14 protein-coding genes are annotated in these 12888 nt (G+C 73.5%); 7 read left to right on the top strand and 7 right to left on the bottom strand.

Annotated elements, in window-relative coordinates; genetic code table 11:
- Window positions 1-16 precede the first annotated feature (16 nt).
- From ACPZVR_RS10245 to ACPZVR_RS10235, 3 genes are all read right to left on the bottom strand, one after another.
- On the bottom strand, window positions 17-421 hold the full coding sequence (locus ACPZVR_RS10245; RefSeq protein WP_436699477.1) for a type II toxin-antitoxin system PemK/MazF family toxin: 405 nt from the start codon (window positions 419-421) through the stop codon (window positions 17-19).
- A complete protein-coding gene (locus ACPZVR_RS10240) occupies window positions 418-1854 on the bottom strand; it encodes a PH domain-containing protein (protein WP_436699476.1) in 1437 nt (478 codons plus the stop codon). The genes ACPZVR_RS10245 and ACPZVR_RS10240 overlap by 4 nt, the downstream gene beginning before the upstream one ends.
- Window positions 1855-1946: 92 nt before the next feature.
- On the bottom strand, window positions 1947-2429 hold the full coding sequence (locus ACPZVR_RS10235; RefSeq protein WP_436699475.1) for a PH domain-containing protein: 483 nt from the start codon (window positions 2427-2429) through the stop codon (window positions 1947-1949).
- A gap of 159 nt (window positions 2430-2588) precedes the next feature.
- Between ACPZVR_RS10235 and ACPZVR_RS10230 the strand changes: the two genes are divergently transcribed.
- A complete protein-coding gene (locus tag ACPZVR_RS10230; RefSeq protein ID WP_436699474.1) occupies window positions 2589-3779 on the top strand; it encodes a GGDEF domain-containing protein in 1191 nt (396 codons plus the stop codon).
- Window positions 3780-3784: 5 nt separating this feature from the next.
- Here ACPZVR_RS10230 and ACPZVR_RS10225 read toward each other — a convergent pair whose 3' ends face one another.
- Window positions 3785-4363 carry a hypothetical protein gene (locus tag ACPZVR_RS10225; RefSeq protein WP_436699473.1) on the bottom strand — a complete coding sequence of 193 codons (579 nt, stop codon included), beginning with the start codon at window positions 4361-4363 and terminating at the stop codon, window positions 3785-3787.
- A 94-nt stretch (window positions 4364-4457) separates the two neighbouring features.
- On the opposite strand from ACPZVR_RS10225, the gene ACPZVR_RS10220 reads away from it, so the two are divergent.
- Window positions 4458-5657: an acyl-CoA dehydrogenase family protein gene (locus tag ACPZVR_RS10220; RefSeq protein WP_436699472.1), complete on the top strand. Its 1200-nt coding sequence runs from the start codon at window positions 4458-4460 to the stop codon at window positions 5655-5657.
- A gap of 19 nt (window positions 5658-5676) precedes the next feature.
- Here ACPZVR_RS10220 and ACPZVR_RS10215 read toward each other — a convergent pair whose 3' ends face one another.
- Both ACPZVR_RS10215 and ACPZVR_RS10210 read right to left on the bottom strand, forming a co-directional pair.
- On the bottom strand, window positions 5677-6276 hold the full coding sequence (locus tag ACPZVR_RS10215) for a Maf family protein (RefSeq protein ID WP_436699471.1): 600 nt from the start codon (window positions 6274-6276) through the stop codon (window positions 5677-5679).
- A gap of 44 nt (window positions 6277-6320) precedes the next feature.
- Window positions 6321-7019 (bottom strand): IclR family transcriptional regulator, encoded by a 699-nt coding sequence (locus tag ACPZVR_RS10210; RefSeq protein ID WP_436699470.1) that lies wholly within the window; start codon window positions 7017-7019, stop codon window positions 6321-6323.
- Between the two features lie 146 nt (window positions 7020-7165).
- On the opposite strand from ACPZVR_RS10210, the gene ACPZVR_RS10205 reads away from it, so the two are divergent.
- The 5 genes from ACPZVR_RS10205 to ACPZVR_RS10185 all read left to right on the top strand — a co-directional run bounded on the left by ACPZVR_RS10205 (window position 7166) and on the right by ACPZVR_RS10185 (window position 12097).
- Window positions 7166-7690: a nuclear transport factor 2 family protein gene (locus ACPZVR_RS10205; RefSeq protein WP_436699469.1), complete on the top strand. Its 525-nt coding sequence runs from the start codon at window positions 7166-7168 to the stop codon at window positions 7688-7690.
- On the top strand, window positions 7687-8514 hold the full coding sequence (locus ACPZVR_RS10200) for an SDR family NAD(P)-dependent oxidoreductase (RefSeq protein ID WP_436699468.1): 828 nt from the start codon (window positions 7687-7689) through the stop codon (window positions 8512-8514). Before ACPZVR_RS10205 ends, ACPZVR_RS10200 begins: the two co-directional genes overlap by 4 nt.
- The gene (locus tag ACPZVR_RS10195) at window positions 8507-9289 is read left to right on the top strand and encodes an SDR family NAD(P)-dependent oxidoreductase (protein WP_436699467.1); all 783 of its coding nucleotides are present in this window, start codon (window positions 8507-8509) and stop codon (window positions 9287-9289) included. Before ACPZVR_RS10200 ends, ACPZVR_RS10195 begins: the two co-directional genes overlap by 8 nt.
- Entirely contained in the window at window positions 9289-10704 is a 1416-nt protein-coding gene (locus ACPZVR_RS10190; protein ID WP_436699466.1) for an FAD-dependent oxidoreductase, read from the top strand. Before ACPZVR_RS10195 ends, ACPZVR_RS10190 begins: the two co-directional genes overlap by 1 nt.
- 61 nt (window positions 10705-10765) lie before the next feature.
- On the top strand, window positions 10766-12097 hold the full coding sequence (locus tag ACPZVR_RS10185) for an MFS transporter (protein WP_436699465.1): 1332 nt from the start codon (window positions 10766-10768) through the stop codon (window positions 12095-12097).
- A 108-nt stretch (window positions 12098-12205) separates the two neighbouring features.
- Here ACPZVR_RS10185 and ACPZVR_RS10180 read toward each other — a convergent pair whose 3' ends face one another.
- The gene (locus tag ACPZVR_RS10180; protein ID WP_436699464.1) at window positions 12206-12871 is read right to left on the bottom strand and encodes an IclR family transcriptional regulator; all 666 of its coding nucleotides are present in this window, start codon (window positions 12869-12871) and stop codon (window positions 12206-12208) included.
- Window positions 12872-12888: the final 17 nt, after the last annotated feature.

Genomic DNA, 12888 nt, shown 5'->3' with positions numbered 1-12888 from the left:
GCCGCGGACCTCGGGCTCAGCGCGTGAACCGCTGGCGGGCGGCGATGACCTCCGCGTAGATGTCGGGGCCGAGCGCGGCGCCCTCGCGTCGTACTTCCCGCGGGTCGAGGACGAGCAGCCGGTTGAGCCGGACCTCGCTCGGGCGTCCCCGCGGGTCCCAGGCGCCGGTGCCCACGTCGAGCCAGTACCGCCCCGCGGCGGCCTCCTGGGCCTCGTCGCGGTCGTGGTCCTTGCTCGTCATGACGAGGCAGTGCAGCACCGGCCGGCCGTCCCGACCGGTCGCGGTCCCGATCACCAGCACCGGCCGGTCCTTGCCCTGGCGCGGGTCGTCCTCGTAGGGCACCCAGGCCCAGACCACCTCCCCGGGGTCGGGGCGGCCGTCGGCCACCGGCGCGTAGGTGCCGTCGGGCTGTCCGCTCATCGGGGTGCGCCTTTCGTCTCCGCGCTCGGCCGGTCGGTGCAGAACTGGCCGAGAAGGCCGGGGGTGGCCGCCTCGGCGAGGCCGACCGCCGCGGTCACGGGGACGTCGGGGACGTGGACGCGTCCCTTGCCACCGGCCGTGGTGGCGGCCAGCGAGACCAGGCCGGCCCGGCGCTGGAACCAGGTCGCGCGCTGGTTCCAGCCGATCACGTGGTCCGCGGCGAGGGCGTCGCGGGTCCGCAGCACCGAGCCCGACCGCATCACGACATGGCCGTCGAGGAAGGCGTGCCCGAGCGCCCGGGCCCGGTCCGCGGCGAGGGCGAGGGCGACGGCGACCGGGATCGCCGCGGTCGGGATCAGCCAGGCCGGGGCGCCGGCGAGCACGGCGGCCACGGGTGCCGCGACGAACGGCAGCGCACCCAGCAGGGCGCGGCTGAAGCGCCTGGTGCGTGCCGCCGGCCCGTGGGGGAGCAGGTCGCCGGTCACCGGTGCCGTCGTGCCGAGCACCGCCGCCGCGACGTCGTACCCGGTCGCCCGCGGCGCGGGCGGCAGCAGCACGGCCGAGCTGGCCTGGTCGCCGCTGAGGCCGGTGACGATCGCGCCGACCCGCCGTCCCCGGGCGAGCCGCAGCGCGGCGGGCTCGCCGAGACTGACGCCGGCCAGCCGCGCGACGTCGATGCTGGTCTCGCGGCGGGTGAGCAGGCCGCGCCGCACGTGCCAGGCGGCGCCGTGCCTGCCGAGCACGAAGCCGCCGTTGGTGACGAGGTAGCCGCCGACCGCGAGCAGCGTCACCAGGAGGGCCGCGCCGACGACCAGGGTGAGGACGAAGGACTGGCCGATGGCCGCGAGATCGTCCTCGCTCACCCGGATCTCGACCGACTCCATGAGCTGGAGACCGACGCCGACGATCGCACCGAGACCGACGAGGACGGTGCCGCTGAACGGGGCGTACCACAGCCAGCGTGGCGAGAAGCGGGCCACGACGTGCTCCGGCTCGGCGGCGGCGCCGGGCGCCACCGCGTCGGCGGCCGTCGCGGTGCGCAGGAGTCCCGCCCGCAGGCGCGCCGCCTCCTCGTGGGGCAGTGCGTCGAGCTCGAGCCGCTCGTCGCTGTCGCTGACGACGCTGCCGGTCCCGATGACGACGGTCGCCAGGCCGAGCACGCGGTGGATCGGCGAGGCGCTCAGGTCGACGGTCCGGACCCGGTCGACCGGGGTGGAGAGCGTGTGCCGCTGCAGCAGGCCGCGACGCAGCTCGACCCGCCCGCCGGCGATCCGGTAGGTCGTCGTGAGGTAGCGGACGACGCCGAGCCCGACCGGCACTCCGACGCCGAGCAGGGCCCACGGGCCCACCCCGGACGCGCTGCCGGCCACGACCAAGCCGAGCAGCACCGGCAGGAACTTGCCGACCTCCTTGATCGGGTGGACCAGGAGCATGCGGGGGTCGAGGCGATGCCAGCCGTCGGGATCCGCCGCCCGCGGGGCGGCCGGAGGCGGCGGTGGTGGCGGAGGCGGTGGTGGCGGGAGGCTCACGTGGCGTCGCCCTCGACCAGGTCGGCCTTGCGGGTCAGCTCGTCGACGAGGGCGAGCGCGACCGTCCGGTCGAGCCCCTCGATCTGCAGCGGGCCAGCGGCGGAGGCCGTGGTCACGGTGACGGTCGCGAGTCCGAAGAGCCGAGCCAGCGGTCCCTGGGCGAAGTCGACGGTCTGGACCCGCGACATCGGGGCGATCCGCCGTTCGCGGGCCCACCAGCCGCGTTGGGTGTAGACCGCGTTCGCCGACACCTCCCAGCGGTGTACCCGGTAGCGCCATTGCGGTACGACGACCGCGGCGCTCGCACAGCCGACCACGGTCAGGCCCACGAGCCACCAGCGCAGCGCGTCGGGGCCGGCGAGCACCGCGGCGACGATGAGCGCGGTCGCCACCAGCAGGCCGGAGATCGCCGACTCGACCTGCCACATCAGCCGGGCCCGCGGGCTGACGCGGTGGGCGGGGTCACGCAGCTGGCTCACGCTGGCGAAGCCTAGTCGTGCGCGCGAAGGTGCCCGGACGGGACTACGTCCCGGGCGCCGGGCGGAGACTCCACCCGAAATGACCATGGCGTACCAGCCTTCGGTCAGGTTCGTCGCGCTCCCGCGTGCGCGCGCTCGAGCGGTCCTAGCCTGATGAGCATGCTGGACACGGTGACCCTGCGCGTGGCCTTCGGGCTCGTGGCGATCTGTGTCCTCGTGCTCTTCTACGGCGTGACCTACCGCTCGACGCGCTCGTCCTACAGCGGCTGGTGGTGCGCCTCGCTGGCCTTCTTCGTCGTCAGCGCCCTGCTGTTCCTCTGCAACGGCACACCCGCCCAGGTCGTCGCGAACCCCCTCGGCAACACCACGGGCGTGCTCGGCGCCGCCTGCGTGTGGGCAGGTGGACGCTCCCTGCGCGAGCTCCGCCTGGGCAGGTGGCAGCTGGCGGCGGTGCCGGTCACCGTCCTGGTCGCCTCCCTCGCGGACGATCCGCGCTCGGACATCTGGTCGGGAGGCGCGGTCTACCTGGCCGGCATGGCGCTCCTGATCGGCGCGTCGGCCCGAGAGCTCGGCCTGGTGCTGCGCGAGCTCGACGCCGGCCCGGCCACGCGCGCCCAGTTCCGGTTCGTGCTCACCGCGATGGCCGTGGTCTCGGCCGCGATCGCGCTGTTCTACCTGGCGCGCACCGTCGCCTTCGTCGCCGTGGGCCCGTCCCACCCGTTCTTCCAGGCGGTCTTCGGGGGGCAGGTCACCACGCTGCTCATGATGGTGCTTCTCGTCGTGGTGACGTTCAGCATGTCGGCGCTCAGTCACGAGCAGCAGACCTCGGAGCTGCGAGTGCGCGCCACCCGCGACGGGCTGACCGGCCTGCTCAACCGGTCCGAGTTCCTGCGCGCGGCCCAGCGCGAGCTCGACCGCGGCCCGGCCGGCCGCGACGCGGCGGTCGTCGTCGCCGACCTCGACCGGTTCAAGAGCATCAACGACGGCCTCGGTCACGCTGCCGGCGACCGTGCCCTGACGGCGTTCGCCGCCGCCTGCCAGGAGGTGGTCGGAGTCCGTGGCCTGCTCGGCCGGCTCGGCGGCGACGAGTTCGTCCTGCTCGTCCGGGGTGCCGTCGCGGAGGACGTGGTCGAGAAGATCGCGCGACGCTACCGCGGTGGTGACGCGGCCGCGATGCCGACGGTCAGCTTCGGCATCGCGACCGTCCTGCCCGGCGACGACATCGACCGCGCGATCGCCGACGCCGACGGCGCGCTCTACGCCGCCAAGTCGGCGGGCCGCGCCCGGGCGGTGCGCGTTCCGGGCCCCGACGACCGACGGGGCCCGGTCGAGGACCGGCGTACGGCGTAGCCGGGTCAGCCGCGGGGCAGCCGCGGGGACAGCCTCAACTGGTGCCCGACCGTGCGGCTGAACCCGTCGTCGGCGGTGTAGCGCTGGGCCCCGAACCGGACCACGCCGACGCCGACCCGCACCCATGCGGGGTCGCCGATGCAGGGCGTAGGGATGGTGAAGGTGATCGTGCGGCGACCGCGGTCGGTCACGAAGCCCGGGCAGGGGACCGCGGTGTCGCCGAACGTCAGCCCGGACTCGGTGGCGCCGGCGAACCGCATGTGCTCGAGGTTGTAGACGCCGCCAGGCGTCCGGACCGCGCCGGTGACGACGAAGCTCTTGCGGGGAAGCCGTCCGCGGGTCCGCAGGTGGAGGACCAGCGCCTCGGTGCCGTGGCTGACCCGCACCTTCCGGATGTCGAGGCCGCGCTCGCGGGGTGCGGGCTGCGCCTTGTCCTCCGGGAGGGTGGCGCTCATGACGTCGCGCGCCGGGTCGGTGTGGACCAGGTCGGCGGCGGAGGCGAGGCCGGGGCCGGAGAGGACGAGCCCGGTCGCGCCCGCGAAGGCGGCGGCGAGGCGGAGGACGGTGCGCTGAACGGGGGTCATGGAAGTCATCCTCTGACGGATCCGTCGTCGGGGTGGCGGAAATCGACGGGCCCGCCGGTTAACAAACGTTAACCTCGTGGCCTACCATGGAGCCATGACCCACTTCGAGCTGTCGCGTGAGCACGAGGAGTTCCGGCGGACCGTCCGGGACTTCGCCGAGTCCACCATCCGTCCGCACGTGGCGGAGTGGGACAAGGCCCATCACTTCCCGACCGACGTGGTCCAGAAGATGGGGGAGCTGGGGCTCTTCGGCCTGACCGCACCGGAGGAGTACGGCGGCGCCGGGCTCGAGGCCGCCGACGGTCCCTTCACCTCGCTGTGCCTGGCGATCGAGGAGCTCGGCCGCGTCGACCAGTCGCTGGGCGTGACGCTCGAGGCGGGGGTGGGACTCGGCATCAACCCGATCCTGACCTACGGCTCCGACGAGCAGAAGAAGACCTGGCTGCCCGACCTCGTGGCGGGCCGGCGGCTCGCCGGCTTCGGGCTCACCGAGCCGGGCGCGGGATCCGACGCCGGCGCGACCAAGACCCGGGCGGAGCTCGACAACGGCGAGTGGGTGATCAACGGCGGCAAGCAGTTCATCACCAACTCGGGCTCCGACATCACCAGCCTCGTGACCGTCACCGCGCGCACCGGGGTCTCGGAGTCGGGCCGGCCCGAGATCTCCGCGATCATCGTCCCGGCGGGCACGCCGGGCTTCGTGGCGGAGCCCGCCTACGACAAGCTCGGCTGGCACATCTCCGACACCCACCCGCTCTCCTTCATCGACTGCCGGGTGCCCGAGGACCACCTCGTCGGCGAGCGCGGCCGCGGCTACGCCCAGTTCCTCGCGATCCTCGACGACGGCCGGGTCGCCATCGCGGCGCTGGCGGTCGGCCTGATCCAGGCCTGCGTCGACCTGTGCGTGGAGTACTCCCTCGACCGCCACACGATGGGCGGCCCGATCGGTCGCAAGCAGGGCGTCGCCTTCCAGATCGCCGACCTCGAGGTGATGCTGCACGCCTCGCGGATGCTGACCTATCGCGCCGCGGCGATGAAGGACGCGATGGAGGGCGGCCGGGGCCCGTCGATGAAGGAGTTCAAGCAGGCGGCGTCGGTGGCCAAGCTCTACGCGAGCGAGTCGGCCGTGACCGCCACCCGGATCGCCACGCAGGTCTTCGGCGGCTACGGCTTCATGGAGGAGTACCCGGTCGCGCGGTTCTACCGCGACGCGAAGATCCTCGAGATCGGCGAGGGCACCTCCGAGGTGCAGCGGATGCTCATCGCTCGCGGCCTCGGGCTCCCCGTCGAGTAGGGACCGGCCGTGCCGCGCGTCAGCGGGCCCAGAGGTCGGTCCAGGAGTGACCGAGCTCCCGGACCATCGCGCGCACCAGCGGCAGGCTGACCCCGACGACGTTGTGGTGGTCGCCCTCGATGCCGGTCACGAAGCCACCGCCGAGGCCGTCGACGGTGAACGCGCCGGCGACGTGCAGCGGCTCACCGGTCGCGACGTACGCCGCGATCTCGTCGTCGGTGACCTCGGCGAAGTGGACGGTCGTCGACGCGGTGGCCGCGACCTGATGTCCGTCGGCGCGATCGTGCAGGCAGTGCCCGGAGTGCAGCACGCCCGAGCGACCGCGCATCGACTCCCAGCGCCGGACCGCCTCGTCGGCGTCGGCGGGCTTCCCGAGCGCCACGCCGTCGAGCTCCAGGACGGAGTCGCAGCCGAGCACGAGCGCGTCGCCGGGCAGGTCGTCACGTCCGGCGACGGCTCCGCACTTGAGCTCGGCCAGTCGTAGCGCCAGCTCGGCCGGAGGCACGTCGCGGACCTGGGACTCGTCGACGCCGGAGACCACCACCCGGGGGTCGAGGCCGGCGCTGCGCAGGGTCGCGAGGCGGGCGGGGGAGGCGGACGCGAGCACGAAGGTCGGCACGCGCCTCACCCTAGATGAGCAGCTCCACGGGAGAAGCGGACGGCTCAGCCGACGACGCGGGCGAGCTGCTGGGCGGCGTCGACGACGGCACCCCCGAGCGTCTCGACGTCGCCGACGTCGAAGACCGACACGCCGACGCTCATCGGTACGCCGTCGGCGCGGCTCGGCACCGGTGCGGAGACGCCGTGCACCGACGGGACGACCTCGGAGTAGCTGACGGCGTAGCCGCGGGCGCGGGCGGTGCCGATCTCGTCACGCTCCCCGGGCCGGGGCGGCTGCCCGGCGAGGATGGCCATGCCGGCCGAGCCGCGGTCGATCGCGTCGAGCTGGCCAGGGCGGAAGGCGATGTGGGCCGACGCGTTGCGCGGCTCGACCACGAGGAGCGCGCGGACCCGGCCCGCGTCCTCCTGCACGACGAGGTGGGCGGTCGCGCTGACCCGGTCGGCCAAGTCCTCGAGGAGGGGGAGCGCCGCCGCGCGCAGGTCGCGCTCGACCGGTTCGGCGAGGGGGACGAGCCCGGCGCCGAGGTGGAACAGCTTGGCCCGGTCGCGGCGCAGCAGCCGGTGTGCCTCGAGGGTGCGCAGCAGGCGGTGGGCGACGGTCCGGTGCACGCCCACGGCGTCGGCGATCTCGGTGATGGTCATGCCGCCACCGTGGGCGCACAGCACCTCCAGCACGCGCAGTCCTGAGTGGAGCGTCTTCGACATCGAGCCGTCGAGGACCACCTCGTCTGCGTCGCTCATGCGCCTCATTGTGACGACCTCCTGTGCCGTGACGTGCTCCGGGTCACGCCGAGGGCTTGACCCCGCGACTGTGACGTGCTTAACCTCATGCCCGGTTATAGCACTAAGCGTGCGAATAACGCACAATCCAGGACGAAGGAGGCGTGATGGTCGAGGTTCCCGACGAGGTCGTCGCGGCGCTGACGCGGCTCTACGCCCGTCAGTCGCGGCTGATCGACGAGGGGGACGCGACCGGCTGGGCGGCCACGTTCACGCCGGACGGCAGCTTCGACTCGCCGTCGTACCCGGCGCCGGTGCGCGGGACCACGGCGCTGGTCGCCTTCGCGGCGGACTTCCGTGACAGCTGCGCCGCGACCCGGACCCGTCTGCGTCACGTCGTCACGAACGTCGACGTGCTGCCCGGGGCCGACGCCGACCGGGCCCGCGCCCACGCCTACCTGCAGATCGTCGCCACGCCCGAGGGCGCGGAGAGCCGGCTGGTCCGGCTGACCGTCCTCACCGACGACCTCGTCCGCACGGACGGTGCCTGGCGGGTCGCCCACCGGCAGGTCCGGCGCGACGACGACACGCCGATGCCGAGCTCGAGCGACCCGACCGACCCGACCGACCCGACCGACCCGACCGACCCGACCGACCCGACCGACACCGTCCAGCGAGGAGCCTCCGCATGACCCAGCCCACCACCACCGACCACCCCGGACGCGTCCGGGGGACGCCGATGGTCGTCGACCACCCGGACCTGCGGGGCAAGGTGGCCGTCATCACCGGAGCCGGCCGCGGCATGGGTGCCCGGTTCGCGGCGGCCCTCGCCGCCCGCGGCGTCCACGTCGTCGGTGCTGACCTCGACGCGGACCTGATGTCCGCGACCGCCGAGGCGCTCGCCGTCGAGAACGCCGGTGTCGCGGACGCCGGCCAGGTCGTCGGCACCGCGGTCGACGTGCGCGACCGCGACGCCCAGCAGCGCGTCGCCGAGCTCGCGGTCGAGCGGTTCGGCGGGGTCGACCTGTGGATCAACAACGCCGGCGTCTTCCCCGAGGCCCCCGCCACCGACATCCCCGTCAGCCAGATCCAGGCGACGCTGTCGATCAACGTCGAGGGCGTGCTGTACGGCGCGCAGGCCGCCGCCTCCGTGATGGCCGAGGGCGGTGCGATCGTCAACATGGCCTCGGTGGCGGCTGTCCGCGTGCGCCGGGGGCGGGCGGCGTACTGCTCGTCCAAGGCTGCCGTCGCCCACCTCACCGAGTGCCTCGCCGTGGAGTTCGGCGACCTCGGCATCCGGGTCAACGCGATCGCGCCCGGCTTCGTCGACACCGAGATGACCCGCTGGGTCCAAGACGACCCGCCGGCGCTGGCCAAGGCGCTCGACAGCATCCCGCTCCACCGGCTGGGCTCCCCGGAGGAGATCGTCGGTCCGATGCTGTTCCTGCTCTCCGACAGCGCCCGCTACGTGACCGGCCACATCCTGGCCGTCGACGGCGGCTCCCGGCATGTCTGAGACTCCCCGCGGCGACCGGGTCGTCCTCGTCACCGGCGCCGCCGGTGGCATGGGAGCCGGCCACGCCCGGGCGCTCGCCGCGGCCGGATGGTCCGTCGCGCTGGCCGACGTCGCCGACTGCACGCCCGTCGTGGAGGAGATCCGCGCGGCCGGTGGTGTCGCCGAGGGCCACCGGCTCGACGTCACCGAGCCGGCGGCATGGGCGAGCGTCGTCGCGCGGCTCCACTCGACGTACGGCGCCCTGCACGGGCTGGTGAACAACGCCGGGATCTCCCGGCGGCTGCGGTTCCTGGACACCACCCACGACGTGTGGCGACAGGTCATGGCGATCAACGTCGACGGCCCGTTCTACGGCATCCAGGCGTGCGCGCCGCTGATGCGGGAGTCCGGCGGCGGCTCGATCGTCAACATCTCCTCGATCGCCGGGCAGATCGGCTACTTCTCGCCGTCGTACTCGACGTCGAAGTGGGCGCTGCGCGGTCTGACCAAGTCGGCGGCCGGCGAGCTGGCGGACTGGGGGATCCGGGTCAACTCGGTGCACCCGGGCCTCGTCGAGACCCCGCTGCTCGCCGGCTCCGACGGCTTCGTGGACTCCGCCGTCGCCAGCATCCCGTTCGGCCGGATGGGCCGACCCGCCGAGATCACCGAGGTGGTCGCCTTCCTGCTGGGCGACGGGGCGTCGTACATGACGGGCGCGGAGCTGACCGTCGACGGCGGGCTGGTGTCCAACGGCACGTACCACCGCATCCTCACCGAGATGGAGGGCGAGCTCTGATGAGCGACCACGACTACGACGTCATCGTGATCGGTGGCGGCGGCGCGGGCCTCGCGGCCGCCGCGTCCGCGGCCGAGCGCGGTCGCAGCGTCATCCTCTTCGAGTCCGAGGGCGAGCTCGGCGGCTCCACCCAGCTGTCGGCGGGCATGTTCACCGCCGCCGGCACCAGCGTGCAGAAGGCGCTCGGCATCGACGACTCCGTCGAGCGCTTCTTCCAGCACTACATGGACCTCAACCAGTGGCTGCTCAAGCCCGGCCTCATCCGGCGCTTCTGCGAGCTGGCCGCCCCCACCCTGGAGTGGCTGCTCGACCTCGGCGTCGAGATCCCCGCCCAGGTGTCGCCCGACGCCCACACCCCGGGGCTCACCCGCGCCGGCGTCGAGGACGTGTGGCGCGCCCACGTCCCCAAGGACCAGGGCTACGGTCTCGTGCAGGTCCTCGACCGGGCCCGCAAGGCGCACGGCGCCGAGGTCGTGCTGCACACCCGGGTCGAGCGGCTCCTCGTCGACGGCGGCCGGGTCGCGGGCGTCGTGGCCGACGGCGTGGAGCTGCGCGCCGGCGCCGTCGTCGTCGCCTCCGGAGGGCTCGCGCAGGACCCGGCGCTCGTCGAGCGCTGGTTCCCCGACGCCCTGCGCGCCGGCGACTCGCTCTTCGTCGTCGCGGCCCCCGGCTCGCGCGGTGACCACCTCGCCTTCGGCCACCAGGTCGACGCCGCCGTCGCCGGCGAGGGCTGGGGCCTGATGCTCCCGACCGCGCAGTTCGTGCGCCACCACCACTGGCAGGCCGGCTTCCCGCCCCGCTCCCGCGTGCACGTGAACGACAGCGGCCGCCGCTTCATGGACGAGGACGCGTCGTACGCCGTGTCCGGGGGCCAGATCGACGCCCAGGGCGGGCCGGTGTGGATGGTCTTCGACGAGACGGCCCGTCGCGCCCTCCCCGAGGGATATGCCGACTGGACGCCGGGCCGGGTCGACGAGCTCGTCGCCACGGGCGCGATCCTCCGGGCCGACGACCTCGCCGCGCTCGCGGCGCGCATCGACGTGCCCGCCGACCGGCTCGAGGCCACCGTCGAACGGTGGAACGACCAGCTGCCGCACGGCAGCGACCCCGACTTCCAGCGCGACCAGACGCTGGCGGCGAAGGGGGCCACCGAGCCCCCGACGCCCATCGCGACGCCGCCGTTCCACGCCACGCGCGTGTTGCCGGCGGAGCTCGTGTGCACCCATGCCGGGCTCGAGATCGACGCCGGTGCGGCGGTCCTCGACGAGCGGGGCCGGACGATCCCGGGCCTGTTCGCCGCCGGGGAGGCCGGAGGCGGCGTCCTGGGCAACCGGTACGTCGGCGGCGGCAACGCCGTCGCCAACGCCCTGACCATGGGCCGCCTGGCCGGTCAGAACGCCGCCGCCTCCTGCTGAGGCTTCGCCCGCTGCGGCTGCGCAGCAGTACCATCCCAACCACTGGATCACTGGAGTACCTATGTCCACCAGCACCCCCGCGGCACGCTCGGGCGCGGCCGTGAACGGCGCCACCGTCCTGAAGAAGGTGCAGCGCTCCGTGCTGCCCGCGGCCTTCCTGCTCTACATGTTCAACTACATGGACCGGGCGGCGATCGGCTACGCACAGCTGCAGATGTCGACCGATCTCGGCATCAGCCTCGCGACGTACGGGACCATCGCGGCGATCTTCTTCGTCGCCTACACCGTGCTCGAGGTGCCGAGCAACATCATCATGAAGAAGGTCGGCGCGCGGATCTGGCTGGCCCGGATCGCGATCTCGTGGGGCATCATCACGATCCTCACCGGCTTCGTGCAGAACACCACGCAGCTCTACATCGCCCGGATCGCCCTGGGCGTCGCCGAGGCGGGCCTGTTCCCGGGCCTGCTGCTCTACATGACCTTCTGGTTCCGCTCGCAGGAGCGCAGCCGAGGCATCGCGGGCTTCTCCCTGGCCCAGCCCGTCGCGCTGCTCATCGGCAGCGCGTCCGCCGGCGTGATCCTCGACCACGTCGACTGGTTCGGTCTCGCCGGCTGGCAGTGGGTGTTCATCCTGCAGGGCCTGCCGCCCGTGCTGCTCGGCGTGTGGGTCCTCGCCTACCTCGCCGACCGGCCGAGCAAGGCGCGCTGGCTCAGCAAGGAGGAGTCCGACTGGCTCGAGGGCGAGATCAGCAGCGAGTACGACGCCGAGGACGACGGTCACCTGGAGATCTCCCTCGACGCCGTCAAGAACCCCAAGATCCTCTACCTGGCGTTCATCAACCTGCTCTACGCCGTCGGCCTCTACGGCATGACCTTCTTCCTGCCGCAGATCGTCGCCCAGCTCAACCCCGACTACTCCTCGACGAACATCGGCCTCGTCGGCGCGATCCCGTACGTCTTCGGCGCCGTCGCGATGCTGCTCGTCGCGCGCTACTCCGACCGGCTCGGCAGCCGCAAGCCGGTCGTGATGACGACCCTCGCCGTCGCCGTCGTCGGCCTGGTCGTGACCATGGTCTTCAAGGAGACGCCGGCCCTCGGCATGGTCGGACTGTGCCTGCTCGCCATCGGCGTGTTCTCCTACCTCGGCCCCTTCTGGGCGCTGGCGGCGGAGGCCCTCACCCGCTCGCAGACCGCGGTCGGCCTGGCCACGATCAACGCGATCGCGGCCGCGGGCGGCTTCTTCGGCCCCTATGTCATCGGCAAGACGGCCGCCGCCGACGACGTCATCTTCAGCCTCACCTTCCCGGCGGCCTGCATGACCCTGGCCATCGTGCTGCTGATCTGGGTCAAGCCCGCGAAGGGCACTCCGGCGGCGCTGACCGAGACCGTCTGAGGCGAGCCTGTCGCCCACGCCGACCCGGCGGGACCCGACCGTGAGCCGGTCGGCCCGCCGGGTCGGTCGTTGCCGGTTCCGGGCGCGTTCAGGGCGCGCAGGGCGCGCTCAGGCGAGCGCGGCGGAGATCGTCGCGACGGCCCGTCGCACCGGCTCGACCGCGGAGACCATCAGGTCGGGCCGGGAGGTCACCACGTTGACCGCGGCCAGCACGTGCCAGCCCGGCAGGGGAGCGGCGATGCCGTACGCCCCGGGGTTGAGCTCGGCCTCGGTCGTGACGTGCCCCGCGGCGCGGACCTCGGCGACCCGTGCGGGCTCGCCGGGACGCGGCGGGCCGGACGCGAGCGCGGCCAGGCCGCCGGCGCCGCGGTCGAGGGGGTCACGGTTGCCGAGACGGTAGGAGAAGCGCGGGCCGTCGGTCGGCGGCTCGGCGACCACCGTGGTCACGGCCGCGTCGCCGCTGATCTCGACGAGACTCGCCGTCGCGTCGATCTCCAGCGCCAGTTGGTGCAGGACGGGCTCGGCCACGTCCCGCAGCCGCGGCCGGCTGTGCTCGGCGAGGTCGGCCGTGGTCGGGCCGACGGTGTAGCGGCCCTCCTCGTCGCGCGCCGCGAAGCCCGTGCGGTGGAGCGAGACCAGCAGGCGATAGGTGATCGAGCGGTGCAGGCCGCAGGCGGTGGCGGCCTCTGCCACGGTCAGGCCCTCCGGGTGCCGGCCGAGCTCCAGCAGCACGGCCAGGCCGCGCTCGAGCGTCTGCGAACCCGAATCCGACACCCGTTCCTCCTCATGCC

Origin of the sequence: Nocardioides segetis, assembly GCF_051390595.1 — a bacterium.
GTDB lineage: Bacteria > Actinomycetota > Actinomycetes > Propionibacteriales > Nocardioidaceae > Nocardioides.
The sequence above is the reverse complement of the archived record's forward strand: the minus strand, read 5'-3'. Positions and strand labels throughout refer to the sequence as shown.

Excerpts from the sequence above, each read along its gene's own strand:
- ACPZVR_RS10245 (WP_436699477.1), bottom strand. The coding sequence starts at position 421 with ATGAGCGGACAGCCCGACGGCACCTACGCGCCGGTGGCCGACGGCCGC.
- ACPZVR_RS10195 (WP_436699467.1), top strand. The coding sequence starts at position 8,507 with ATGTCTGAGACTCCCCGCGGCGACCGGGTCGTCCTCGTCACCGGCGCC.
- ACPZVR_RS10205 (WP_436699469.1), top strand. The coding sequence starts at position 7,166 with ATGGTCGAGGTTCCCGACGAGGTCGTCGCGGCGCTGACGCGGCTCTAC.
- ACPZVR_RS10200 (WP_436699468.1), top strand. The coding sequence starts at position 7,687 with ATGACCCAGCCCACCACCACCGACCACCCCGGACGCGTCCGGGGGACG.
- ACPZVR_RS10185 (WP_436699465.1), top strand. The coding sequence starts at position 10,766 with ATGTCCACCAGCACCCCCGCGGCACGCTCGGGCGCGGCCGTGAACGGC.
- ACPZVR_RS10210 (WP_436699470.1), bottom strand. The coding sequence starts at position 7,019 with ATGAGCGACGCAGACGAGGTGGTCCTCGACGGCTCGATGTCGAAGACG.
- ACPZVR_RS10220 (WP_436699472.1), top strand. The coding sequence starts at position 4,458 with ATGACCCACTTCGAGCTGTCGCGTGAGCACGAGGAGTTCCGGCGGACC.
- ACPZVR_RS10240 (WP_436699476.1), bottom strand. The coding sequence starts at position 1,854 with ATGCTCCTGGTCCACCCGATCAAGGAGGTCGGCAAGTTCCTGCCGGTG.
- ACPZVR_RS10225 (WP_436699473.1), bottom strand. The coding sequence starts at position 4,363 with ATGACCCCCGTTCAGCGCACCGTCCTCCGCCTCGCCGCCGCCTTCGCG.
- ACPZVR_RS10230 (WP_436699474.1), top strand. The coding sequence starts at position 2,589 with ATGCTGGACACGGTGACCCTGCGCGTGGCCTTCGGGCTCGTGGCGATC.
- ACPZVR_RS10190 (WP_436699466.1), top strand. The coding sequence starts at position 9,289 with ATGAGCGACCACGACTACGACGTCATCGTGATCGGTGGCGGCGGCGCG.